Annotated in this window: 21 protein-coding genes; 6 read left to right on the forward strand and 15 right to left on the reverse strand. The window is 67.8% G+C overall.

From position 1 onward, the window contains the following. Positions 1-212: 212 nt before the first annotated feature. From KIT25_06610 to KIT25_06620, 3 genes are all read right to left on the reverse strand, one after another. Positions 213-614, reverse strand: coding sequence for a hypothetical protein (locus tag KIT25_06610; GenBank protein ID UYN96600.1), 402 nt, complete (start codon positions 612-614; stop codon positions 213-215). A 69-nt stretch (positions 615-683) separates the two neighbouring features. After that, on the reverse strand, positions 684-1,085 hold the full coding sequence (locus KIT25_06615; GenBank protein ID UYN96601.1) for a hypothetical protein: 402 nt from the start codon (positions 1,083-1,085) through the stop codon (positions 684-686). Positions 1,086-1,093: 8 nt separating this feature from the next. Then, positions 1,094-2,170, reverse strand: coding sequence for an LLM class flavin-dependent oxidoreductase (locus KIT25_06620; protein ID UYN96602.1), 1,077 nt, complete (start codon positions 2,168-2,170; stop codon positions 1,094-1,096). A gap of 99 nt (positions 2,171-2,269) precedes the next feature. Here KIT25_06620 and KIT25_06625 point away from each other — a divergent pair, with 99 nt between their 5' ends. The 6 genes from KIT25_06625 (at position 2,270) to KIT25_06650 (ending at position 8,250) form a co-directional block, all read left to right on the forward strand. Further along, entirely contained in the window at positions 2,270-3,019 is a 750-nt protein-coding gene (locus KIT25_06625; GenBank protein ID UYN96603.1) for an FkbM family methyltransferase, read from the forward strand. 120 nt (positions 3,020-3,139) lie between these two features. After that, positions 3,140-3,472: a hypothetical protein gene (locus tag KIT25_06630; GenBank protein ID UYN96604.1), complete on the forward strand. Its 333-nt coding sequence runs from the start codon at positions 3,140-3,142 to the stop codon at positions 3,470-3,472. 68 nt (positions 3,473-3,540) lie between these two features. Further along, a complete protein-coding gene (locus KIT25_06635) occupies positions 3,541-4,695 on the forward strand; it encodes a glycosyltransferase family 4 protein (protein ID UYN96605.1) in 1,155 nt (384 codons plus the stop codon). 22 nt (positions 4,696-4,717) lie between these two features. Beyond that, positions 4,718-5,803 carry a GDP-mannose 4,6-dehydratase gene (gene gmd / locus KIT25_06640; GenBank protein UYN96606.1) on the forward strand — a complete coding sequence of 362 codons (1,086 nt, stop codon included), beginning with the start codon at positions 4,718-4,720 and terminating at the stop codon, positions 5,801-5,803. Then, on the forward strand, positions 5,793-6,740 hold the full coding sequence (locus KIT25_06645; GenBank protein ID UYN97849.1) for a GDP-L-fucose synthase: 948 nt from the start codon (positions 5,793-5,795) through the stop codon (positions 6,738-6,740). The genes gmd and KIT25_06645 overlap by 11 nt, the downstream gene beginning before the upstream one ends. A gap of 64 nt (positions 6,741-6,804) precedes the next feature. Beyond that, positions 6,805-8,250, forward strand: coding sequence for a lipopolysaccharide biosynthesis protein (locus KIT25_06650; protein UYN96607.1), 1,446 nt, complete (start codon positions 6,805-6,807; stop codon positions 8,248-8,250). Between the two features lies 1 nt (position 8,251). On the opposite strand, the gene KIT25_06655 is transcribed toward KIT25_06650, so the two are convergent. The 12 genes from KIT25_06655 to KIT25_06710 all read right to left on the reverse strand — a co-directional run bounded on the left by KIT25_06655 (position 8,252) and on the right by KIT25_06710 (position 23,419). Next, on the reverse strand, positions 8,252-9,517 hold the full coding sequence (locus KIT25_06655; GenBank protein ID UYN96608.1) for a right-handed parallel beta-helix repeat-containing protein: 1,266 nt from the start codon (positions 9,515-9,517) through the stop codon (positions 8,252-8,254). Then, on the reverse strand, positions 9,514-10,875 hold the full coding sequence (locus KIT25_06660; GenBank protein UYN96609.1) for a hypothetical protein: 1,362 nt from the start codon (positions 10,873-10,875) through the stop codon (positions 9,514-9,516). Before KIT25_06660 ends, KIT25_06655 begins: the two co-directional genes overlap by 4 nt. Next, positions 10,872-12,083, reverse strand: coding sequence for a glycosyltransferase (locus tag KIT25_06665; GenBank protein ID UYN96610.1), 1,212 nt, complete (start codon positions 12,081-12,083; stop codon positions 10,872-10,874). The genes KIT25_06660 and KIT25_06665 overlap by 4 nt, the downstream gene beginning before the upstream one ends. A 19-nt stretch (positions 12,084-12,102) precedes the next feature. Further along, positions 12,103-13,587 (reverse strand): undecaprenyl-phosphate glucose phosphotransferase, encoded by a 1,485-nt coding sequence (locus tag KIT25_06670; GenBank protein UYN96611.1) that lies wholly within the window; start codon positions 13,585-13,587, stop codon positions 12,103-12,105. Positions 13,588-13,663: 76 nt separating this feature from the next. Next, positions 13,664-14,884, reverse strand: a complete 1,221-nt coding sequence (locus KIT25_06675) for a glycosyltransferase (GenBank protein ID UYN96612.1) — start codon at positions 14,882-14,884, stop codon at positions 13,664-13,666. Then, positions 14,862-16,082 carry a glycosyltransferase gene (locus KIT25_06680; protein ID UYN96613.1) on the reverse strand — a complete coding sequence of 407 codons (1,221 nt, stop codon included), beginning with the start codon at positions 16,080-16,082 and terminating at the stop codon, positions 14,862-14,864. Before KIT25_06680 ends, KIT25_06675 begins: the two co-directional genes overlap by 23 nt. 8 nt (positions 16,083-16,090) lie before the next feature. Next, the gene (locus tag KIT25_06685) at positions 16,091-18,391 is read right to left on the reverse strand and encodes a polysaccharide biosynthesis tyrosine autokinase (protein ID UYN96614.1); all 2,301 of its coding nucleotides are present in this window, start codon (positions 18,389-18,391) and stop codon (positions 16,091-16,093) included. 8 nt (positions 18,392-18,399) lie between these two features. After that, positions 18,400-19,014 carry a polysaccharide export protein gene (locus KIT25_06690; GenBank protein ID UYN96615.1) on the reverse strand — a complete coding sequence of 205 codons (615 nt, stop codon included), beginning with the start codon at positions 19,012-19,014 and terminating at the stop codon, positions 18,400-18,402. A 130-nt stretch (positions 19,015-19,144) separates the two neighbouring features. Then, positions 19,145-20,614 (reverse strand): mannose-1-phosphate guanylyltransferase/mannose-6-phosphate isomerase, encoded by a 1,470-nt coding sequence (locus KIT25_06695; protein ID UYN96616.1) that lies wholly within the window; start codon positions 20,612-20,614, stop codon positions 19,145-19,147. A 61-nt stretch (positions 20,615-20,675) separates the two neighbouring features. After that, entirely contained in the window at positions 20,676-22,187 is a 1,512-nt protein-coding gene (locus KIT25_06700; protein UYN96617.1) for a HAMP domain-containing histidine kinase, read from the reverse strand. A gap of 10 nt (positions 22,188-22,197) precedes the next feature. After that, complete coding sequence (locus KIT25_06705; GenBank protein UYN96618.1) at positions 22,198-22,944, reverse strand: response regulator transcription factor; 747 nt, start codon at positions 22,942-22,944, stop codon at positions 22,198-22,200. Then, entirely contained in the window at positions 22,934-23,419 is a 486-nt protein-coding gene (locus KIT25_06710) for a hypothetical protein (GenBank protein UYN96619.1), read from the reverse strand. Before KIT25_06710 ends, KIT25_06705 begins: the two co-directional genes overlap by 11 nt. Between the last annotated feature and the right edge of the window lie 152 nt (positions 23,420-23,571).

Raw genomic sequence — 23,571 nt, forward strand, 5'->3', positions numbered from 1 at the left:
GGCGAGAGGCCAGCTTCCGAAGTTTGCCCGCGCGCGCAGCCTTGGAGGCGAGGTTGCTGGTCTCCGAATTTGAGACGAAGGTTTCGGGCAGGTCTTCGAGCGATTTTTTGGCCATAAGCGCGGTCGAGGCCCGGGAAAGCCAATTTTCTCCCCTTAAGACCTATCACAAGGCCAATTTTCTGCCCATAAGCAAAAGCGACGGGCAATCGTCCCTACGCCGGCCGAGAGGGCGGCACCGGCTCGAAGTCGGGGGCGGCGACGCCGGCGATCTCGAGCGCCTCCGCCATGGTGCGCACCACGATGGGCGCGTCGCCGCTCTGCGACTGCAGCGCCTGGTAGAGTCGCGACGTGCCGTAGACGAGGTCTGTCGGCGCCACCAGGATGCGCCGCTTGCCGTGCAGCACGGGACGCTGCGCCGCGCGAGTCCAGAAATAGGCGGCGTCGAGCTCGTACTTCTCGACGGCGCCGAAATCGATGATGGCGTCCATGGCGCCGTGCCGGGCGACGAAGCGGCCGAGCTCGACCATCATCGCGCGGTGGATGTCGGGGTCGAGGGCGGCGCCGAACCTGACCAGCAGGAGCCGCGCCGCCCGATCGAACGCCAGGGTGAACATGGCGACCCCTCACCGTTGCTCTCCGTCATAACGCGCCTGCCGGCGGGGATTGTAAAGCGCGGCGGGGGCTCAGGAAGGGTCGATCCGCTCGTAGCGCGGCGCCGGGACGCCGACGATCTCCAGCGCCTCGGCCATGGTGCGCACGACGAAGGGCCGGTCGCCGGTGGCGGCCTGATGCATCTCGAACAGCCGCGACGTGCCGAAGGCGAGGTCCTGGGGCGCGACGAAGACGCGCTTGCGGCCGTGCAGCACGGCGCGCTCGCTCGCCACGGTCTTGAGGTAGGCGAGGTCGAGCGCATGGGTCTCGACGGCGCTGAAATCGACGATGGCGTCGACCAGGCCGTTCGCCGCGACGAAGCGCTGCACGGCGGCAACCATGGCGCGATGGATGTCGACCGTCAGCGTACCGGTGAAACGCACCAGCAGCAGCCCGGCCTCCCGGTCGTGGTCGAGCGTGAACATCGCCGGCATGCCCTCCTTCAACCGAAGGCGGGCATCACCTCCTGGCCGAAGCGCCGCATCGAGCGGAGCTGGCGGTCGTGATCCATCGCGCCGAATCCGGTCTGGCAGAGCAGGTGGCGCACGCCGGCGTCGCGCAGCTCGGCGACCTGCTCGCGCACGCGGCGCGGCGAGCCGTAGAGCGAGCCGGTCTTCATCGCGAAGGGGATGGCCGCGCTGTCGGGCACGGCCGGATCGGTCCAGGCGTTGAGCGCCGACGGGTCGGGCGCGAAGTCGCGTGGATTGTGCGCCTCGCGGACATGCATCATGTGGGCGCGCGTCTCGGCGAGCAGGCCGGCCAGCTCGTCCTCGGCCTGGGCGTCGGACTCGGCGACATAGACGTTGCGCCACAGCGCGCTCTGCGCCAGCAGCCGGTCCCGTGTCGCAGCGTCGTGGCCGCCGGCCTCGAGTCCCCTGCGATAGGTCGCCCAGCGCTCGGCGATGCGCTCGACCGGCAGGCGCGCGGTCAGGATCGGCACGCCGAGGCGGCCGCATTCCTCGAACGAGCCGGGCGAGATGACGCTGCGCCACAGCGGCGGCCCCGGTCGCTGCACCGGCTTCGGCCGGATCTGCGGCACGTGCAGCGTGTAGTACGCACCGGCGTGGTCGAACGGCGCGCCGCGCCAGGCGCGCTCCCAGAGGCCCTGCAGGATCTCGACCGACTCGTCCATGCGCTGGCGCGCGTCGGCGCTGCGCAGGCCGTGGCCGACGAACTCGTACTCGTTGTAGGCGGTGCCCTTGCCGATGCCGACGTCGATGCGCCCGCCGCTCAGGTTGTCGAGCAGCGCGAGCTGGGTGGCGAGCCGCACCGGATGATGGAACGGCATCTGCACCACGGCGAAGCCGATGCGCACCCGGCTGGTCTTGACCGCGAGCGCCGAGGCGAAGAGCAGCGAGTCGTTGTAGACGCTCTCGCCGGTGAAATAGTGCTCGGTCAGCCAGACGTCGGAGAAGCCGAGCGCCTCGGCCTCGCAGGCGAGCCCGAGGAGCTGGGCGATGCGGGCCGCGTCCTCGTCGGGCGAGGGCGAGAGGGCGAGCGTGAGCCAGCCAAATTGCATCGGCGCTGTTCCCAAGAATCGACTCCTTCGCGGGGCAGACTAGCGACGGGTCACCGTTTGGTCACTACGGCCGCGGCGCCGGCTTTTGCATGGTGGGAAATGCTCAGGATCGTCAAGGACTCCGTGCTGCGGGTCAGCCGCTCGCTCGGCTACGACATCGTTCCCCTGCGCGAGATGAAGGAGCGCGACCTCGCGCTGCATCTGCGCCAGCTGCTCGGCCGGCTGGAGATCGACTGTGTGCTCGATGTCGGGGCCAATGTCGGCCAGTACCGCGACTTCCTGCGCGAGCGGGTGCTCTATGGCGGGCCGATCGTCTCCTTCGAGCCGGTCGCGCGCCACGTCGCGGTGCTGCGTGAGCGCGCGCGCGCGGATCGCGCCTGGCACGTCGAGGGCTATGCGCTCGGCGCCGACGACGGCACGGCGCCGATCAAGGTGATGGTGTCGGACCAGTTCAGCTCGTTCCTCGAGCCCGACAACAGCCGGCTGAAGGACTACGCGGCCCTGAACACGCCCCGGGCGATCGAGGACGTGGCGGTGCGCCGCCTCGATTCGGTGCTGCCGGCGCTCGCCGCGCGGCTCGGCTTCCGGCGGCCCTACCTCAAGCTCGACACCCAGGGTTTCGACCTCCAGGTGCTGCGCGGGGCGACGGCGAGCCTGCCGTCGATGCGCGGGCTGCAGACCGAGGCCTCCGTCATCGGCATCTACAAGGACATGCCGGACTACATGGCGACGATCCGCTATCTCGGCGAGCAGGGCTTCGACGTCACCGGCTTCTATCCGGTGAGCCGCGACGCCTCGCTGCGGCTGGTCGAATTCGACTGCGTGATGATCAACCGTTTGACGGCCTGATACGTTTGCGACAGGAGCGTTACACTCGACACGCTGACGGGCTTTACACCCGGGCCGTCCGGCGGCGAAGATGCCGGCGGGGAAGTCGGGAAGCGAAGTCGTAACTTGGGGTTGAAGGAAATGCAGCCGCCCAACCGGGCCGGATTGCATGCGGCGCTGCATGCTATCCGGGATGCCGCGACACAGGTCAAGGTCTACGAGGCCCAGCCGATCGACGGTCTGACGGCCGCCATCGCCGCCCATCTCGCGACGGTGCGCGGCGCGGAGGGCCTCGGGGGTGAGGCGCTCGCCAGGCGCGACCGCATCGTGCAGCAATGCACCGCCGTGCAGGAGGCCGTGCAGCGCGCGCGCCAGTATCCGGAACACATCATGGCGCGCGCGGTGGTGCTCGACCAGGCGGCGGCGCTGGCGCGGCAGATCCGCGAGGCGGCGGAGTCGTTCGGCATGCGCTAGCGCGGCGCGCCGGCAAGTCACACCTTGATCACTGGAGGCGCCGTCGCCGCCGGTGTCTGCTGCGGGCGATGGATGTCTCGCCCGCTCTCGAAGGTCGTGTGCTCGCGCGTGCGCCGCGCTTCGACCGCATCGCCGTGTCGTCGGTGTTCGGCGACGCGCGCCTGGCCGGCACGTGGTCCGGCGCGCCGTCCAACGTCGCGAGCGCACTCGAGCGGCTCGGCGTGAAGGTCGCCACGCTGATGCCGCAGCTCGGCCGGTGGGACAAGGCGCGCATCGCGCTGATGCAGCTCGCGCGCGGCCACGGCCGGCCGCTGAGCGGCGAGCAGATCCTGCGCAGCCTCGACGCCCGGCGCCTGCATGCGCGCCAGGCCGCCGGGCAGGCCGCGGCGCTCGGCGTGACCAGGGTGCTGCATTTCGGCACGTTCGACCTGCCGGCGGTCGACGGCGATCGGGTCGAGCACTACCTCTACTGCGACCACACCTGGGATCTGTCGCGGCGCCATCACGTGCATGCCGACCGCTACACGGCGCGCGCGCTCGCCGACTTCGAGGAGGCCGAGTGCCTGGCGCTGCACGACCTCGCGCATGTCTTCACCTTCGGCGCCTACGTGCGCGACAACCTGATCGTTCACTACGGGCTGCAGCCCGACCGGGTCACGGCGGTCGGCTCGGGCTTCGGCGGCATCGAGCCTTTCACTGGCGCCAAGGATTACGGCCGGCCGCGGCTGCTGTTCGTCGCCAAGCACCTGTTCCGCGAGAAGGGTGGCGTGCTGCTGCTCGAGGCCTTCGCCCGGCTGCGCCGGGAGCGCCGCGACGTCGTCCTCACCATCGTCGGCGACGAGCGCAGCCGGCGCTTCGTCGGCTCGGCCGACGGCGTCGACTTCCGCGCCCACCTGCCGTGGCGGGAGCTGCAGCGGCTCTACCGCGACAGCACGCTGCTGGTGCAGCCGATGCTCAACGATCCGTGGGGCCAGGTCTATCTCGAGGCCATGGCTTCGCGCACGCCGGTCATGGGGCTCGCCCGCAACGGCCTGCCCGAACTCACCGACGGCGGCCGGCACGGCTTTCTGGTCGACCGCGCCGACGCCGATTCGCTGGCGCGGGCGATGCTCTGCGCTCTGTCGGATCCGGCGCGGCTCGAGCGCATGGCGATCGCCGGCCAGCGCTACGTGCTCGGCACGCACTCCTGGGACCGCGTCGCCGAGCGGATGGTCTTCCCCTGATGCGAACGACGAAAGGCGGCCCATGTCGGAACGGATTGCCCTGATCACCGGGATCACCGGACAGGACGGCGCCTATCTCGCCGACTTCCTGCTCAATCGCGGCTACGTCGTGCACGGCATCAAGCGTCGCGCGTCGCTGCTCAACACCGAGCGCATCGACTACCTCTACCGCGACCGCCACGACGCCGGGGTGCGGCTGTTCCTGCACTACGGCGACATGACCGACTCGACCAACCTGCTGCGCCTGATCGGCCAGATCAGGCCGACCGAGATCTACAATCTCGCGGCCCAGAGCCACGTCCAGGTCAGCTTCGAGACGCCGGAATACACCGCCAACACCGACGCCATCGGCACGCTGCGCATGCTCGAGGCGATCCGCATCCTCGGCATGCAGGACGGCGTGCGCTTCTACCAGGCCTCGACGTCCGAGCTGTTCGGCAAGGTGCACGAGACGCCGCAGCGCGAGGCGACGCCGTTCTACCCGCGCAGCCCCTACGCCGTCGCCAAGCTCTATGCCTACTGGATCACGGTCAACTACCGCGAGGCCTACGACATGCACGCCTCCAACGGTATCCTGTTCAACCACGAATCGCCGATCCGCGGCGAGACCTTCGTGACGCGCAAGATCACGCGCGCCGTCGCCGCCATCGAGCGCGGACTGCAGGAGCGCCTCTATCTCGGCAATCTCGACGCCCGGCGCGACTGGGGCCACGCGCGCGACTATGTCGAGGGGATGTGGCGCATCCTTCAGCAGGAGCGGCCCGACGACTACGTGCTGGCGACGGGCGAGACCCACACCGTGCGCGAGTTCGTCGAGCTCGCCTTCCGCCAGATCGACCGCGCGATCGAATGGCGCGGCAGCGGCGACGACGAGCGCGGCTGCTGCCGGCGCACCGGCAAGGTGCTGGTCGCGCTCGACCCGGCCTATCGCCGGCCGACCGAGGTCGACCTGCTGCTGGGCGACCCGGCCAAGGCGCGCGAGCGGCTCGGCTGGACGCATCGCACCAGCTTCGAGCAGCTCGTCGCCGAGATGGTCGAGGCCGACCGTGTCGTCATCAAGTCCATGGGAGATCGGTATGCGCAACCCGTCCTACACGCTGCGCAATAAGCGCGTCTGGGTCGCCGGCCATCGCGGCCTGGTCGGCAGCGCCCTGGTGCGGCGCCTGCAGGGCGAAGGCTGCGAGATCGTCGTCGCGCCGCGCGAATCGGTGGATCTGCGCCGGCCCGACCAGGTCGAGCGCTGGATGGCGGAAGCGCGGCCGCAGGCGGTGTTCGTGGCCGCCGCCAAGGTGGGCGGCATCCATGCCAACGACACGCGGCCGGCCGAGTTCATCTACGACAACCTGATGATCCAGAGCAACATCGTCGAGGCGGCGCGCCGCGTCGGCGTCGAGAAGATGATGCTGCTCGGCTCGTCCTGCATCTATCCGCGGCTCGCGCCCCAGCCTATCCCGGAGACGGCGCTGCTGACCGGCCCGCTCGAGCCGACCAACCAGTGGTACGCCGTCGCCAAGATCGCCGGCATCAAGCTCGGCCAGGCCTACCGGCGGCAATACGACTGCGACTTCATCTCCGTCATGCCGACCAATCTCTACGGGCCGGGCGACAATTTCGACCTGCTGTCGAGCCATGTCGTGCCGGCCCTCATCAACAAGGCGCACAACGCCAAGACCAGCCGGGCACCGACGATCGAGGTGTGGGGCACGGGCGCGGTGCGCCGCGAGTTCCTCTACGTCGACGACGCCGCCGACGGCATGGTCCATCTGATGAAGAACTACTCGGACGAGGGCATCGTCAATCTCGGCCCTGGCACCGACGTGCCGATCATCGATCTGGTCGCGCTGGTGTGCCGTGTCGTCGGCTACAAGGGCGGCGTGCGGTTCGATGCCAGCCGGCCCGACGGTGTGCCGCGCAAGATGGTCGACACCACCTTCGCCGCGTCGCTCGGCTGGCAGGCGAAGACTCCCCTGAAGCAGGGCCTCGAGGCAACCTATCGGTGGTTCGTTGACAACGTCGCATCCGAAGCGCGCCGGGCCGTCGCCTGACGCATCGTTCGCGACGGATCATCTGAAGCAGGATGTGGGGCGCCGCTCCCGACGGGGCGGTGCCGTGCTGCTGGGCGCGCAGATGGTGCGGGTGGCGGTCCAGCTCCTGGCGCTGGTCATGCTGGCGCGCCTGCTGCCGCCGCAGGCGTTTGGCCTGCTGGCCATGGTCGGTGCGGTGAGCATCGTGCTCGACCTCGTCAAGGATTTCGGGCTCTCGACGGCGACCATCCAGCGGCAGGAGATCGGCCACGCTCAGGTCTCGGCCCTGTTCTGGATCAACGTCGGTCTGGGCGCGGGTATGGCGGGGCTGCTGTTCGTCGCCGCGCCGCTGCTCGCGTCGTTCTATGGCCAGCCGGAGCTCACCGACGTGGCCCGTTGGATGTGCCTCGGCTTCCTGGCGAGCAGCCTGACGGTGCAGCACTGGGCGCTGCTGCGCCGACAGATGCGCTTCGGTGCCATTGCCGGCATCGAGACCGGCGCAGAGATCGCCAGCGCGGCCCTGGCCATCGCCGCCGCCGCCTCAGGCGCGGGGTACTGGGCGCTGGTGCTGCAGCGCATCGCTTCACCGGTTCTGTCGATGGCCGCGAGCTGGTGGATATGCGGCTGGAGACCGGCGGCTCCCCGGCCCTCCATCTTCAGGGCCGGAGGGCTGCGCCATCTGCTGGCCTTCGGCGCCGGGGTCATGGGCGGCGGACTTGCCGCCGCCTTCAGCCGGAGCATCGACCAGATCCTGGTCGGCTGGCTGTGGGGCGCCTCGGTGCTGGGTCTCTACGAGCGGACGACCCGGCTGCTGATGCTGCCCGTCAACACCATCAACGCGCCGGTCTATGCGGCGGCGATGCCGGCCCTGAGCCGGCTGGTCGACGATGCGACGCGCTACCGGGCGCTGTTCGGCCAGATGATTCAGAAGCTCGCGCTGCTCACCATGCCGGCGTTCGGGCTGTGCGCCATGGTCGCGGACTGGGTCGTGATCGTCCTGCTCGGCGAGGCATGGCTCGAGGCGGTGCCGCTGGTGATGTTGTTCAGCCTTGCCGCCCTCGCCCTGCCGGTGCAGATGGCGGCGGGCATCCTCTACATGACTCACGCCCGAGGCGGCGAGCTCCTGCGTGCCAGTCTGGTCGACGCGGCCATCGTCCTGGCGGCGATCCTGGTCGGCCTTCGCTGGGGCGTGGTGGGCATTGCCGCATCGCTCGCGAGCGTCGGGCTCGTGATCCGCGCGCCCGTCGCGTTCTGGCTGGCAACGCGTGGCCAGCCGGTGGCGATGGGCGATATCTGGCGCGCGATCGCGCCGCCCGCGACGGCGTCGCTGGCCATCATGGCAGCCGTCTGGTCGCTGCGCCAGCTGGTGCGCTCCCCGGATGGACCGTCGCTCGGGGCGATCGCGGCCGCGACCGCGACGGCCATAGCGACGTTGATCGTCGTGCTCATTGCCTGGCCCGATACGCGCCGCGAGGCGCTCGTGCTGTCGCGTCGTGTCGGCGGCCTTCTCCCGACAGCACGCGGGCGATAGTTCAGCTGCCGACCGTCTTGCCGTCCTCGTCGGAAGTCGGGTCACCCGCCTTCATGCGCAGGCGGCCGTTGCCGTCGACCCACAGGCGCCAGTCCCCGAGGCGGACGAGATTGTGGCTGCGCCAGCTGCCGCCGAAGCGCGCGCCGCCGGCGGAATTGCTGGCCATCTCGACCGCCTCGAAGCCGTCCTCGTATTCGATCGCACCGCTCGGCGCGATGATCGTGGCGCGGGCGTTCTTCCGGCCGCCGATGCGCGCCAGTCCCGCCGACCTGGCCCGCCCGTCGCCGCTGCCGCCGCAGCCGATCATGACGAGCTGACTCACGACATAGGCATGGATCAGCCGTTGCTGCTTGAAGATGGAATAGGCGGTGCAGCCGATCAACGTGCCGAAGTTCTGCAGCCAGATTCCCGCACCGCCACGCGCATAGTCCGGCGCCGACTCGAAGTTGTTCTCGAACCCGCAGTTGGAGAGCAGGGTGCATCCGTTCTGTGCTGCCAGGCCATGGCGGCCGTTCAGCAGGAAATAGCAGCCGTGGTAGCCGACGTCGTAGCAGTTGTTGATCATCGACGCGCCATACTGTCCGTTCTGGCCGAACACGCAGCCGAAGACGTGGATCGCCGAGAGAATGCCGGCCTGCGCGCCATGGGCGAAAGTGGCGCCGTTCTTCTTGTTGTCGCGGAAGTAGCAGTTGATGATCTGGCCTTCGAATACATTGCCGATCAACTGCATGCCGTCGCCGCCGCAGCCCTGGATGGCGATGTCGTGCAGGCCGAAATTGTAGAGATAGTGCTCCTTGTGCTCGCACTCGATGTAGAGACCATGGCCTTCGCGACCGGTGCCGAGGATGTCGAGCCCTTCGATGGTGAAGAACCGATGGGTCGAACGGCTGATGAATTCCAGCACATTCGCTCCATTGGCGATGGTCGAATGTAGGCGTGCGCCGTGGGCGACGATGCCATGACGACGCGTGAGATCGCCGCGCTGACCGGTCGGCGGTGCGATGCGCAGGGTGCGGCCCACGCGATAGGTGCCCGGGGGCAGCATGAGGAACCCTGGGCCATCGGGAGCGAAGGCCGCATCCAGCGCCGCCTGCAGTGCAGCGCCGTCGTCGGCCGTACCGTCGCCCCGCGCGCCGAAGCTCGCGGCGGAAAGCATCTGGCGCGCCGTTTGCGCCGGCCGGGGATGGCTCTGGGCGAGCGCCGCCAGCGGTGCGGCCGTCAGGGCTGCGCCGGCGCCGAGCCCCAGGAGCGCGCGTCGATCGGTCATGGCGAACCTCGTGCCAGTCGGGGAAACCTTCGGCGAAGCAGACTCGGGCCCGCGTATCGTTCCGCCGGCTCCACGGTGGCGGTCTGCAGGCTTCGGGCGTGAACAACGGAGGCTGCCGCCGCCATCATCAGCACGGCCCAGGTCTTCGGCCCCACATAGGATCCGGACGCCTGCCCGAGGATCAGCCAGACCGTCCAGCAGAAGGCGAGGCTCGAGACGCCCAGCTGCCGCAGCCAAAGGGAAAGGGCAACGAGGATCAACGAACCCCACACCAGGCCGAGATAGATCCAATGCAGCCAGAAGTAGTTGGTGATCACGTCGGCGATCTTGGGGATGCGCCAAGCCGAGTCGAACGCCGCGGAATTCATGTAGACGGTGGTGACGTCGTTGGCGATGAAGGGTTCGCCCGTGAGGCCCGCCCCGGCGACGGGATGCTTGTGGAACATGTCGAACGCGACCAGCATCGGACCGGTGAAGCGATAGAAGAAGCTGGCATCCTTGCCACGCTCGAAGTCCGCCAGCCGCTCGGCAAAGAGGACCTTCCCGAGAACGACGGCGATGCCGACCACGAGCAGCGAGATGGCGACCGTGCCGATGATCCGCGTCGCGCGGGCTCGGCCGCCGCGCTCTCCCCCGAGAAAGACGAGGTAGGGGCAGGCCAGCAACAGCATCAGCACCAGCGTGGGGCCGGGCAGGACGACGACGCCCATCCCGATCAGAGCGACGTAGACGAGGAACTTCAGGCGCCAACGGGAAAGTGCCAGCCAGACGGCAGCGAACTGGGTATAGGCGAAGGTCACGGCCGAAGGTTCAGACGTGAAAAGCTTGGGCCTCACCTTGCCATAGAGCAACTCATCACGGCGGTCGGCATCGTAGACCTGCCCGGCGTTGTAAAGAACTTCGCGGACGCGATCGCTGATATCGCGCAGCCCCGTGTGGGCCTCGAGCAGGCAACCGACGATGATGAACAGGCAAAAGGCCAGCAGAATGGCGGCGATCTGGTCGCGACTGCCGTTGATGATGGCGAGGAAGAACGCATAGGCGATGACCAGCGAGTAGGTGATCTGCACCAGCCCGGTGAACCGCTTGCTGAGGAACGAGATGTCGGTGGCAGACAGGATCGAGCCGAGATACAGCGTCACCACCAGCAGGAGGCCGGCCAGATGGCGCGGCTCGATGCGGTCCCGCCAACGCCACAGCAGGAACAGGCCGGCAAGGCCGGACGGCGCGCAGGTCAAAGGGATCGTCGACGTGATCTGCAGCGAAACGCCGAGATAGAGACCGAGAAGGAACGTGACGATCAGCACTACGTCAAGCGCGTTCAACCCCTCGCCTGAAGCGTTGTCGCGCGCGGTCAAGCGGCTGCCTCCGCTCTCCGGCCGAGCACCGAGACGATGCGATGGCCGCGGTTCGCCCAGTCGAAGCGGTCGCTACAGGCGGCGTAGGCACGGTCCTGCAGCCGATTCAACCGGTCGATGTCGTCGATGGCTTCCAGGACCCCGTGGGCGAGCGCGGTGTGGTCGGGGAAGAGCATGACGCTGTCGTTGTGGGTCAGCGGCACGCCCGCGAACGATCCGTTCAACGCGAAGACGGGGATGCGATTGAAAACGTATTCGAGCACCTTGAGCTTGAATCCGCCCCCGTTGCGCTCCGGCACGATGGCGATGCGCGCTTCGTCCAGGTGCCGCGTGACGTCTGGGACGGTCCCGGTGAAGCGGGTCGCCGTGGCCTGTTGGCGCAGGCGATCGAAGAACGATGCCTCGCCACTGCCCACGGCCAGGAGTTCCGCGCCGCGTTCGGCGAACATCGGATCCGCCACTTCGACGAACTCCTCGAGGTTCATGCGCTTGGCGATCCAATCGAAGGAGCCGACGATCACGGCGCGCCGCGGCACCGCCGGATCGATGCGCCTAAGCGGCAGCCGGCGGCCCTGATATCCGGGGGTCACGACATCCATCGGCTTGTCGCTGCGTCGCGCCCGATAGAGCGACAGATCCTCTGCCGTTATCGCCGTCACGAAGTCGACCTTGTCGACGAGCTCTCGCTCCAACCTCATGACCTTCAAGGCATCGAGCCGCACGGCCTGTCTCCTGAGCAGCAGCTTCTGGCTCTGGGCGATCTGACTTCGCAGACTTTCCTCGTGGTTGTGCGAGACATAGATCAGTCGAGGCCGGTGCGACCGGCCGGCATAGTGGCGCAGCACGTCGTGCAATGCCCATCCGACGGAGATGCCATCGAAGACGATGCCGTCCCAGTCGTTGTCCTTCAGGAGCCTGCCGAGTTCCTGTCGCATTCCGGCGGTGCGACATCGATAGGCGATGTGCGGCAGTCGTGACGCCAGGCTGCCGATCCGCGTGTGGAGCGACGTGGAGGTGTCTTCCGGCAGCCACCAAACGATGTTGTCGGTTCGCTCCCCCCAGGCGCGTGGAGAGTCGGCGCGTCGCAAGCCGAGCACCTCGAGCTCGGCACCGGCCGCGGCAACGGCCGCGATGAGGCCGCCGGAATAGACGAACTGGCCATTGTATCGCGGCTCGGGGTCGGCGAGCGTGAGCCAAAGGCAGTGCAATCGTCGCTCGCGTGCGCCTTCAGAACGCGTGGCGCCCGGTAAAGCCTCCGAAGATCGTGCGCACGATGATCCGGAGGTCGAGCCCGATCGACCAGTGCTCGATGTAGTAAAGGTCATGCTCGACCCGCTTCCTTATCTGTTCGACGGTGTCGGTCTCGCCGCGCCAGCCGTTGACCTGAGCCCATCCCGTGATGCCCGGCTTCACGCGATGGCGTGCGTCGTAGTACTTGACGGCTTCCTGGTAGAGGAGGGGCCCGGCCTTGGCGGCGAGTGCGTGCGGGCGCGGGCCGACGATCGACATTTCGCCGCGCAGCACGTTGATGAACTGCGGCAGTTCGTCGAGGCTGGTGCGCCGCAGGAACGCACCGAGCCGGGTCACGCGCGGATCGTTGCGTCGAGTGAGTTGCTCCGCCTTGGGGTCGCTCATGTGCGCGTACATCGTGCGGAACTTGAGAACCTCGATCAGCCGGTTGTTGTAGCCGTAGCGCTTCTGGCGGAAGAGAACAGGGCCGGGGCTGTCCCATTTAATGACCGCCGCGATCGCCAACATGAGTGGCGAGATCAGCGCCAGGATCATGGCGGCGAGTACGCGATCCTCGATCGCCTTCATGATCCAGCGACCGTCGCGCAGCGGCCTGTCGATGACATTGAGGAAAGTGTGGCCGGCGATGTGGCTCGCCTCGACCGCGCCGAGCTTGAGGCCGAAGGCGTCGGGCGCCAACCGGACGTCGACGGGGACCAGACTGAGACGGTTGAGGGTATCGACCAGCGGCCGGTCTTCGCCCAGGGGGAGGGCCACGATGACGGTGTCTATTGCGTAGCGCCGGGCGTCCTCAACGAGATCGGCGACGGTGCCGCGAATTGGATGGCCCATGCATAGCGCCGGCAGATGGTCCGCCTGCTCGTCGTAGACTCCGACGATGCGTAGATTGCTCGATTGGGCGTTGAGGTCGCGCAGCAGGCGTTGGCCGATCGGCCCCGCGCCGACGATGGCGACGACTTCGCCGAGCCGTCCTTCGTCGGCCCAGTAGTGCACCAGACGCGACAGCACCAGGCGGCTGCCGCCCAGGACGATGGTGGCGCCCGAGAACCAGGCGGCGACCCATGGTCCGTCGGCGGCCGTCAGTGGCTCGAAGACGTGCGTTGCGCCGACCAGGCATCCGAGCGTCAGCGGCCAGCCCACGAATATCCGGGCAAGGGCCGAATCGAGCCGGCCGAAGACCGAGAATTTGTGTGCGCCCGCGAGATGAAGCAGGTTGACGCCGATCACGGCGCCAAGCGCCACGATGAGTCCGCCAAGACTCCAATCGACGTCCCGGGCGTTCCAATGCAACGCGGCGACACCCGTGCCGAAGATCGCCGCCAGGTCCATGGCGACCATGAACCGGCTGATGAAGGCTTCCGATATCGTCCGGCCGCGGCCAAAGGGGGTGGCCGCGTCGACTTCGAGCAATGCCCGTTCAAGCGGAATCACGGTAGATCCCGGCCTGACTTGATTCTTCATGATGATGCTCCTTGGCGAGCGATTGTCGCCGCGTGGAGATCAGCGTGTTGTGATCAAAGTGCGACCCCTCGATCGGTCACATGGAAAGCACAAGCGAGGCGAAGCGTTGCGGGCTCTGCGCCTCGGTGAAGCGCCTTGCCGCGGCGCGGTCGATGAAGGTCGTCGGACCGAGTTCGACCATGCGGGCGATCCCGCGTGCGAGCTGCGAAGAGTCGGAGGAATCCACGGCCACACCGAGGCCGTGATCTCGCGTGAGTCGGCCGACGAGGCCGAACTCCTGCGCCAGCACCGGCCGGCCGGCGCGCGCCGCCCACAACAGCACGCCGCTCGAGCCGACGAAGCGTTGATACGGCGCCAAGACGACATCGCTCCGTCGCACCAGTCCGGCGAGTTCGCCGCCGGCGAGCCGTCGGTCGTCGATACGCAACCACAGTTCGGGGCGCTGGTGCGTCAGCTCCAGGAACTTCCGCTCCAGGCGCTGGCGCAGGGCGGGATCGACCTTGCCCGCGAGCAGCACGGCGACACGCGCGGCCGTCGATGGCGACAGTTTGCTCAATGCATCGAGAATCGCGAGTGGCCCCTTGCGTTCGGCAAGATACCCGAACAGCAGGAAGCCCACGCGACCGGGAGGGACGAAGTCGTCGCTGGCCGAGGGCGTGCCCGGCAGTTCGGCCGGGAGGTGGGCCGGGTCCGGCAAGGTTTCGACCTTGTCGCCGCGCGGATAGCTGGCGCGCGCATGGGCCGGGAAAAAAGGATCGAGGGAGAACACGCGCGAGAGACAGCGGTTGCGCAGCATGAGGCGATAGAGAACCGCCTTGCGCAGATCGCGCAGGTTCTCGGTCAGGCTGGGCACGTAGCGCCCCAACTCGCCGTAGTGCACGGAAGGTCGGAACAGGATGCCCGACACCGACGCCCCGCCAAAACCCAGGCCGAGCGCCAGCGGCAGGCAGAGGAGGTCGACGGTCAGGAAAAAACCGGATCGGGCGGCATTGCGCTTCAGATGTCGCCGCATCGTCCACCAGCGGGCGAAGGCCGCCAGCGCCAGGGGCCGCATGGTGCACAGGCGCTCTTCCATCCTGGATAGTTCGAGCAACCGGATGCGATCGGCCGCACCGTCGGGAATCGAACGGCCCAGCGGCGCGCGAAGTTTGCGCGGGATCAGCAGGCATATCTCGGTGCCCGCCCCCTGGACGGCCACGAAAGTCATCAAATGCTCGAGCCATTCCTGCGAATGGCCCTCGGCGTCGGGTTCGAAGATCAGTATCCGGCGACGATCAATTTCTGGCGACGAGCTCATCGAGGCGACTCATGAAAGCGCCGAGGATCTGCGGCTTGGCGTAATGCTGCTCGACGAATTGCCGGCCGTGACGACCGAGTTCGGCCCGCAGCTGCGGCGCGTCGGCGAGACGCAGCACGGCGTCGGCAAAGCTCTCGCAGTCGTCGGGTGGAACACAAAGGAAGGCGCCGCTCTGTCGCTGCAATTCCCATAACGTGCTGCCCGGAAGCGCCGTTGCCACGAAGGGGCGCCCGGCGGCCATGATGTTGAAGACCTTTGACGGCACGGCAAAAGCGGCAGCCCCGGGATTCTGCGGCACCAGATGGATGTCTCCCGCGGCGAGGGCGTCGGCCATGGAGTCGCTGGACTGGAGTTGCTCGAGTCGCAGATTGCGCAGGCCGCGGCGGCGGATGTCGTCGTCGAGTGCCGCCAACTGGTTGCCATCGCCACGCAAGACGACTTCGATATCGGGGCGCCGCGAGGCGAGGCACTCGGCCATGTCGATGACCTGGCCGAGTCCCTGCTTACGGCCCAGATTGCCGCTGTAGAGCACCCTGATGGAGGAGCGCGCGGGAACCTCGATCGGGTGGATGTGCTCGGTGTCGACCCACAGCGGCACGATCTCGATCGGAGTGGTCACGCCGATCTGGCGCAATTGCCGTTTCATTTCGCGAGACAGCACCATGACGAGGTCGCATCGATTGAGGAGCGACCGCTCGGCGGCGCGCATGAGATCGACCAGGCGGCCGTTGCCCGCCATGCCGAGCTTGTCGGCCAGTCCCGACTGGATGTCGTGAACGATGGCGATGCACACGCCGCCCTTGCGCCTGGCCGCCACGGCCAGGGCGACGCAGAGGATCGAGGGACAGAGCGCCAGGACGACGGGATGGCGCGTGATGCGCCCACGCGACAACGCCACCAGGCCACGCACGAGAAAGCCGCCCTCGTTGACGATGCGGGCGAGGGCGGAAGTCCGCCGTGGCGCACCCGACCGCAGCCGTTCGACGGCGACGGCGCCGACGGTCTCGCGTTTCAGCCGTCCGTTGCGATAGGCGGGAAACACCGTGTCGCCGGGATAGTGCGGCAGCCCGCTCACGACCGTCGTCGTCCAGCCGTGACGCGCCAACCAATCCGCGATGTCGCTCGTGAAAGGTGCCGATCCGATCAGCTCCGGCCAGAAGTACCGGGTGACAAACAGGACCTCAGGTGGCGTCGACATGACTCTCGTCAGCCGAACGTTGCCTTGGTCGGCCTCGCATACTCGTAGAAGGGATCGCGATAGCCGTATTGCCGGTACTGCTTGGACACCACGCGGGTCATGACGACGCCGGCGACATCGCCCTGGGCGTCGATGATCTGCTTGAGAGCCTCGAGCATCGCGTCCTGGCGCGTGTGTCCCCAACGCACGACGAACAACACCTTCTCGACCAGCCGCGCGAGCGCAAGCACGTCGGCCGTCACCAGGGCTGGCGCGGTGTCGAGAAGGATGAAGTCGTAGTGCGGGACGAGGGCGTCCAACAGGTGACGCATGCGTGGCGAGCTCAACAGATGGGCCGACCTCGGACTCCAGTTGCCGCTCGTGAGCACGTCCGCTCCCGACAGGACGTCGTGATGGATGAGATCGTCGAGCATCACCTCGGTCTTCTCGGCGAGCAGGCCTGCGAGGCCTTCCTTGTTGTTGCAGTGGAAGATCTGGTGGAGCTTCGGCGAGCGCCAGTCGCAGTCGATCAGCAGGACGCGCTTGCCGTTACTGGCGAGCAGTCGGCCGAGCGAGGCGACCATGACGGACTTGCCCTCCGATGGCGTCGCCGAGCTTACGAGGATCGTCTTGGGCGAGGCGGACGCCTCCGAGAGCTCGATGCCGATCTGGGTGCGTCTGAGCGATTCGCTGAAGGCCGAACTGGGGTGGCGCAGTACCTGCATGGCCGGGGGCGTGCGGCCGGAGACCTGCGGCACCATTGCCAGCACGGGCAGGCCGGTCAGCGCCTCGACCTGGTCGGCACGACGGAACGTGTGGTCGCCGCCTTCGCGCAGCAGGGCCAGCGCCGATCCCAACAGCAGGCCGCCGACGCCACCGAGAAAGGCGATGAGCGGCTTGGGCGGATAGGTCGGCCGTTCGGCGGGCGCGGCCGGGGACACCAGCTTGGCGTTGGCCTGAGCGATGGTCTCGGTGCCCATGTTCTGCTTGACGCGATTGAGCATCGCCTCGAGCAGGTTGCGGTTGACCTGTGCATCGCGTTCAAGCGCCTCGAGCTGGATCGAGTCGTTGTTTACTTCGCCCATCTGGCCTTTCAGCCGCTCGAAGTTCTGGCGCAGCGCCTCGTAGCGCGCGGTCGCGGTCCGCGCTTCGCGGGCAAGGCCGTCGATGATCTTGGCGACTTCTCCCGCGACCCGGCGCTGGATGTTGCCGACCTCGGCCCGCGCATTCACAATGTTGGGATGGCGTGCGCCGTAGGTCGCGGACATCTCCGCCGCCCGCCGCTCCGCATCCGCCTGCTGCTGCTTCAACACCGTGATCAGGGGTGACCGCAGCACCTCGGGTACGCTCTCGCCGCCCAGGCTGCCGCTCCGCATCTCCTGCGCCTCGTTGAGCCTGGACTCGGCCTCGGCCTTGGCGGTCTGGGCGGCGACGAGCTGGCTGTTGAGTTCGCTGAGCTGCTGCGCCGTGACCCCGGTGGCGTTGTTGCTGCGATAGAGGCCGTGAGCGCGTCGATAGTCCTCGACCGCCTGGTCCGACTTGCTGACCTGCTCGCGCAACTCGTTCACGCGGCCGAGCAGGAACTTGTCGACGCGATCCATCGCGGCGACCTTCTCGCCGCGCTGATACTCGAGATAGGCATCGGCGAGCGAGTTGGCGACGGCGGATGCCGTCGCGGGATTCTGCGCTTCTGCCTTGACGCTCAGCACGTGCGACCGCCCGAGCAGCGACACGTCGACATGCGAGAGCAGGACGTCGATGATCCGATTCTCCCGTGCCGTCGCCGCATCCGCCGGCCGTGGCGAAGGGCGGGCCGGCGTCAAGTCGGCGAGCCAGCGGTCCGCGGCCGGCGGCAGATAGGTCGCCGGATTCAGCGCCCGGCTCCAGAACGTCGGCTTCCGAAGTTCGGGGTTGAACTCCGGATCTTCGTGCAGCTTCAGCCGGTCGATGACCGTCTTGGCGATGTTGCGCGACTGCAGGACGAAGCCCTCGTTGGCGACCCTCTCTGCGTCGGGGCTGACGTCGGCGACGATCGCTTCGGCGTTGAGAACGCGTGCCTCGGGCACGCCGACAAGCACGCGCGCCTCGGAGACGTAGTAGGACGGCAACGAGAGGGCGATCGCACCGGCCAGAACGCCCAACCCGATGGTCCAGGCGGCGATCATGCCGCGCCGCCGCCACAGCTTGCGCAGGGTCTCGAGCAATCCCTCCTCGGCAGGAGGCGCCGGGCGCAGCGCCGGTGCCGGAAGGACCGGCGCCAGGCGCTCGACGGCGGGCACCGTCCGCAATGCGGTGCCCCGCCGCGGCAGACGCGGATACTCGTCGGTCATGTGCACCATCAGAAGTACCGTTCGCGAACCTGGATCGTGTCGCCGGGTCGCACGCGCGACTCCTGCGTTGCCGCCACCCTCACCGTGCGGCCCTCGACGACACGCTTGATGTAGAAGTTCGACATGTTGGCGCGATAGGTCTGGCCGCCGGCGGTGGCAATGGCATTGAGCACGCTCATGTCGGTGACGTAGGGATAGCTGCCCGGCCTCTGGACCTCGCCGACGACGTAGAACGGACGTCGGGTCGCAACTTCCACGGCAACGCTTGGATTGCGCAGATAGTCGGGATCGAGCTTGTCGGCGATCGCGCCCTGCAGCTGCGTCGGCGTCATGCCGTTGGCGGGCACGTTGCCGATCAGCGGAAAGGCCAGCACGCCGTTGCCGTCGAGCACGTACTCGCCCGTGAGGTTCGGCTGGCCGTAGACGATGATGCGCGTGCGATCGTTCGGCCCGAGCTGGTAGTCCGGCGGTGCAGCGGCGCTGACGGGCGTCGGTGCGAGATTGCTGCTGGTGTCGGCGACAATGGGCGTGGGGTCGTTGTCGCCGCAGGCGCCGAGTGTCAGCAACGCGACCGCCATGCCGCGGCAGAGGATCGATCCAAGGAAGCGGAGATCGGCGAGCATCGTATTCACCTCTCGAAGAATCTCGGGCGAACGCTCGATCGTGCGCCGGAGTGGAACTCGATTCCTAACGCCGCGTCGGTTGCATCCGGTGTGACCAATCCGGGACATCACGACCCGGACGCCGCGCGGCTCAGGTGCGGCCGTAGGTGTCGGAGATACGCACGATGTCGTCCTCGCCGAGATACGGGCCCGACTGGACCTCGATGAGCTGGAGCGGCAGCTTTCCCGGATTCTCCAGCCGGTGCTCCATGCCGATCGGGATGTAGACCGACTCGTTCTCGCGCACGAGCATGCGGTCCTCGCCGCGCTGGACGAGAGCGGTGCCGTGCACGACGACCCAGTGCTCGGCGCGATGGTAGTGCTTCTGAAGGCTGAGCTTGCCGCCCGGCTTGACGGTGATGCGCTTCACCTGGAAGCGCTCGCCCGAATCGACCGAGCGGTAGTTGCCCCACGGGCGATACCCCGTTACGTGCCGGTCGGATTCGGGCCGCTTGCGGCGGCGCATCGCCTCGACCAGGGAAGAGACCTGCCGTGCGTCATCGGCGTTGGCCACCAGCACGGCGTCGTCGGTCGCCACGACGACGATGTTGTCGACCCCGATGGCCGCCACCAGGCGGCCTTCGGTCCTGATGTAGGAGTTGCGCACCCGTTCGGCGACCACGTCACCCTGCAGCACGTTGCCGGCGTCGTCCCTGGCGCCGATCTCGCGCAGGGCATGCCACGAGCCGACGTCGCTCCATGCCATGTCGACCGGCACCACGACCGCCCGGTCGGTGTGCTCCATGACGGCATGGTCGATCGACCGCGCCGGCGCCTCCGCGAAGGCCGCGTCGTGCAGTCTGAAGAATGCCAGGTCCTCGCTGCCCGACGCCACTGCCCGCTCGCAGGCCGCCAGCATGACGGGATCGATACGCGACAGTTCGTCGAGGTAGGCCCGCGCGCCCAGCAGGAAGATGCCGCTGTTCCAGAAGAACCCGCCGTCGCTCATGAAGCGGTTCGCCGCCTCGTGATCGGGCTTCTCGACGAACCGGTCGACCGCCAGCACGCCGTCGTCTCCGTTCAGCGGTGGGCCGCCCTGGATGTAGCCGTAGCCGGTCTCGGCGCGGGTCGGCTTGATGCCGAACGTGACCAGGCGCCCCTGCTGGGCCGCGGCCAGGCCGCGCATGACCGCGCGATGGAACTCGGCCGGCTCGGAGATGACGTGATCGGAGGGCTGCACCAGCATCAGCGCGTCCGGATCGCGTGCGAGCAGCCACAGAGCGGCGGCCGCGATGGCCGGGCCGGTGTTGCGAGGCGAGGTCTCCAGCAGGATGGCCTGCGGCACGACGCCGATCTCGCGAACCTGCTCGTCGATCAGGAAGCGATGCTCTTCGTTGCAGATGACGAGCGGTGCCGCGAACCCGACGTCGTTCAGATTGCGCGACACCGTCTCCTGAAGCAACGACTGCGACGACACCAGCGGCAGCAGCTGCTTCGGGTAGGCCGCCCGCGACAGCGGCCACAGGCGCGTGCCGGCGCCACCCGACAGGATCACCGGATGGATCTGAGCCGACCCCTGGCGCTGGAACCTGGCGAGATCCGCATCGGCAAGAACGTCCATGGCCGGCAAGCTATGGACGGCCGTGGCTAGCGGCCAGTGATCAAATTGTGCGTCGCGGCGATCAGCCGTCGCAGCGCGGCAACACGATCGTCACGGAGAGGCCGCCGCCCAGACGATTGATCGCGCTGACCTGTCCGCCGAGCGCCTCCACGTTTCGTCGCACCATCCACAGACCGAGACCGGCGTGTGCCGCCTTGACGGATGTTGCAGCGCGTTCGGCCTCCTCGGGCCGCGACGAGAAGTAGCGCTCGAAGATTCGCTCCAGTCGGTCGGGCGGCACGCCGGGACCTTCGTCGTCGATTTGCAGCTCGACGGTGTCCTTCGTCTGGCCGAGCGTCAGCACGATGGTGCTGCCGCGCGGCGAGAAACTCGTGGCGTTCTCGAGGACGTTCTGAAGCACGATCTCCAGCATTCCCCTGCCGGCCAGCACCATGACGCCGTCGTCGAGCCGGCGAATCAGCCGGATGTCGCGGCTTGCCATGATCTCGCGGAAGTTGAGCGTCGCCTCGCCGACCAGCTGCGTCAGGTTGGTCGGCACGCGTGGCGATTCGATCATGTCGGCGGTGTTGTTGTCGAAGCGCTGGGCGGCGTTGACCAGGGCGAGCAGCCGCGCCAGCGAGGAGTCGATGATCTCGAGCGCCCGCCTGGCGCGCTGGTCGTCGGCGACGACGGTGCGGCGGACCGGGCTGAGCGCCGACTGGATGGCCGCGAGGGGACTCTTGAAGGAGTGCGCGTTGTCCTCGGCCGACTGGCGGATCTGGTGCGACAGCCGTTTGAGGTCGAGCACCAGCTTGTCGAAATCGCGCGCCACGCTCGACAGCTCGGGAACGACATTGCGCTGCGAGAAGGCATAGTCGCCGATGCGGCCCTGTCCGATCTGTCCGGCGACCTCGCGAAAGCGGCGCAGGCTGAGCCGGATGCTGAGCGCGGCGAGGCCGGCGATGATGGCGAGCACCAGGTAGATCGCGGCGGCGACGCGCACCGCGCGCGTCTCCCAGTAGGGCCGGCCGATCGAGGTGCTGAGGAATTCCGATGTCCGATGGGTCGAGGTCAGCACCCAGCAGCCGTTGTCGTCCTTGACCGGAATGATCGAGGTCAGCAGCTCGACCGTGCCGTCCGCCTGCTTGTACCGCATCTCGTAGGGAGATTCCCAGATGCAGGCCTGCGATAGCCGCTGCAGGACGCCGCGGCGCGACAGCTCGTCGAGTTCGGCGGCGATCTCGTCGGCGCGCAGCGGCGGTGCGGAGGCCACGAAGTAGAAGGCCTCGTTGTTGCCGCCTTCCCGCACCGCGCGGGCGGGCTGCAGCATCAGCCGCAGGATCGTGCCGTCGCTTGTGTACTTGGCGAGCTCGGCGTTGAGCGTGCCGGCGGTCGCGGGCTCGATCTTGCGCAGCACCGGCGAGAGGGCCTGCGCGATGAGCTTGCTGCGATCCTGGATGGCATGGGTGACGAGATCCCGCATCTGCCGGTCGGCGCTCTCGAACTGGCCGTAGAGCACCACCGGCAGGGCGATGAAGACGCCGACCAGCGCGGCAAGCTTGAGGGTGAGCGACGCGCCGATGCGGCGCGCCACGTTCCGCCAGCTAGACCTGGCCGTCTGTGGGCTTTCCCCAGCGGTAACCGAACGAGGGATAGTTCTCGATCTCGGCGAAGCTGGCGTCGATGAGGCGGAACTTGTTTCGTATCCGCTTGATGGATGAACGGACATTGGTTCTGTAGCCATGCTCGCCGCTCCCCGCGATGAAGCCGACGTGGTGCATGCAGTCGTAGACCGCGCGGTAGGTCACGTGCTTGCCGACGTTGGAGGCGAGCAGCCGCACGATGTTGAACTCGGTGAGCGTCAGGTTGACGTCGGACTCGTCCCAGAAGGCGCGGCTGATGCGCGGCTTCAGCATCAGGCGGCCGCAATGCAGAGTCTCGTCGACTTCCAGCTCGGCCGGCCGCTTGGCCGATTCGACGATGAGGCGCACGCGCTTGGCGAGGATGGGCACCCCGCGCGCCTTGTCGACGAAGTCGAGCGCGCCGCGGTCGAAGGCGAGATGCTCGTGCGCAGGGGTCGAGCGCCCGGTCAGGAAGACCACGGGCAGATGGACGCCCTGGCGGCGCAGGCGCGGCAGCAGGTCGATGCCGGACAGCGTCGGCAGGCTCCAGTCGAGCACGATGACGTCGGCGGCCGTGCCGTTCAGCAGGCCGTCGAGCATCGCCGTGCCGTCGGCGTAGCTCTCGACCAGGAAGCCGAGATCGGTCAGCTCGGCGCTGGCAGCCTCGCGGTAGTCGTCGTCGTCGTCGACGAAGACCAGCCGGATGCGCTCGCCGCCGTCAGCCTCCACTGCCGGAGCGCGCGCGGGACCTGAACTGGGCCAGGCAGCCGCGTTTTCCTTCATCGGTGTTGTCATCGCTCTTCACCTCGTAAGCGAGAGTTCCGAATTGCCGCGTCTGGACGTCGGGATAGAACTGGATGTCCATCGAGCATCGCCCGTCCCTGTAGTGCCAGGTCTTGCCGGGCGACCGATCCTCCTCCTTGTGCGGGGGGCCGAAGAGGGCGCGAACCTCGCCTTCGGTTCGGCCGATCGGTGTCGCTTCGGCGGCCGTGCTGGTGGCGGCCGCCATCGTTGCCGAAGCGCCGTCGGGATCGGGCGGGATGGCGACATCGGATTTGGTGCTGCCTTGCTGGGTCGTGCGGGGGGCCGTGGCGGGCTTCGGCGACGGTTTGGCCGGACTCGCCGCCGGGCGCGACGAGGTCAGCCGCGCCAGGTCGGCCTGCGCGGACTGCAGGACGTCGCAACCCGAGAGCAGAAGCAGCAATACCCCAACCCCAGCGGTCTGCTTGGACAGACACTTTCTTGGCATCTTCCTTTCCCGGGAAACTCCGCGCCCTAACGCACTCAACGAAGCAGCGCAGAGGACAGTTGCAACTGGAACATGCGACACACCGGCGCGCCATCCGACGCCTGACG

It is taken from the genome of Enhydrobacter sp. (genome assembly GCA_025808875.1).
Classification (GTDB): domain Bacteria; phylum Pseudomonadota; class Alphaproteobacteria; order Reyranellales; family Reyranellaceae; genus Reyranella.

What these genes read in the sequence shown, in the direction of transcription:
- KIT25_06610 (UYN96600.1), bottom strand. Translation starts at nt 614, where the DNA reads ATGTTCACCCTGGCGTTCGATCGGGCGGCGCGGCTCCTGCTGGTCAGG.
- KIT25_06615 (UYN96601.1), bottom strand. Translation starts at nt 1,085, where the DNA reads ATGCCGGCGATGTTCACGCTCGACCACGACCGGGAGGCCGGGCTGCTG.
- KIT25_06620 (UYN96602.1), bottom strand. Translation starts at nt 2,170, where the DNA reads ATGCAATTTGGCTGGCTCACGCTCGCCCTCTCGCCCTCGCCCGACGAG.
- KIT25_06625 (UYN96603.1), top strand. Translation starts at nt 2,270, where the DNA reads ATGCTCAGGATCGTCAAGGACTCCGTGCTGCGGGTCAGCCGCTCGCTC.
- KIT25_06630 (UYN96604.1), top strand. Translation starts at nt 3,140, where the DNA reads ATGCAGCCGCCCAACCGGGCCGGATTGCATGCGGCGCTGCATGCTATC.
- KIT25_06635 (UYN96605.1), top strand. Translation starts at nt 3,541, where the DNA reads ATGGATGTCTCGCCCGCTCTCGAAGGTCGTGTGCTCGCGCGTGCGCCG.
- gmd (UYN96606.1), top strand. Translation starts at nt 4,718, where the DNA reads ATGTCGGAACGGATTGCCCTGATCACCGGGATCACCGGACAGGACGGC.
- KIT25_06655 (UYN96608.1), bottom strand. Translation starts at nt 9,517, where the DNA reads ATGACCGATCGACGCGCGCTCCTGGGGCTCGGCGCCGGCGCAGCCCTG.
- KIT25_06670 (UYN96611.1), bottom strand. Translation starts at nt 13,587, where the DNA reads ATGAAGAATCAAGTCAGGCCGGGATCTACCGTGATTCCGCTTGAACGG.
- KIT25_06675 (UYN96612.1), bottom strand. Translation starts at nt 14,884, where the DNA reads ATGAGCTCGTCGCCAGAAATTGATCGTCGCCGGATACTGATCTTCGAA.
- KIT25_06680 (UYN96613.1), bottom strand. Translation starts at nt 16,082, where the DNA reads ATGTCGACGCCACCTGAGGTCCTGTTTGTCACCCGGTACTTCTGGCCG.
- KIT25_06685 (UYN96614.1), bottom strand. Translation starts at nt 18,391, where the DNA reads ATGACCGACGAGTATCCGCGTCTGCCGCGGCGGGGCACCGCATTGCGG.
- KIT25_06690 (UYN96615.1), bottom strand. Translation starts at nt 19,014, where the DNA reads ATGCTCGCCGATCTCCGCTTCCTTGGATCGATCCTCTGCCGCGGCATG.
- KIT25_06695 (UYN96616.1), bottom strand. Translation starts at nt 20,614, where the DNA reads ATGGACGTTCTTGCCGATGCGGATCTCGCCAGGTTCCAGCGCCAGGGG.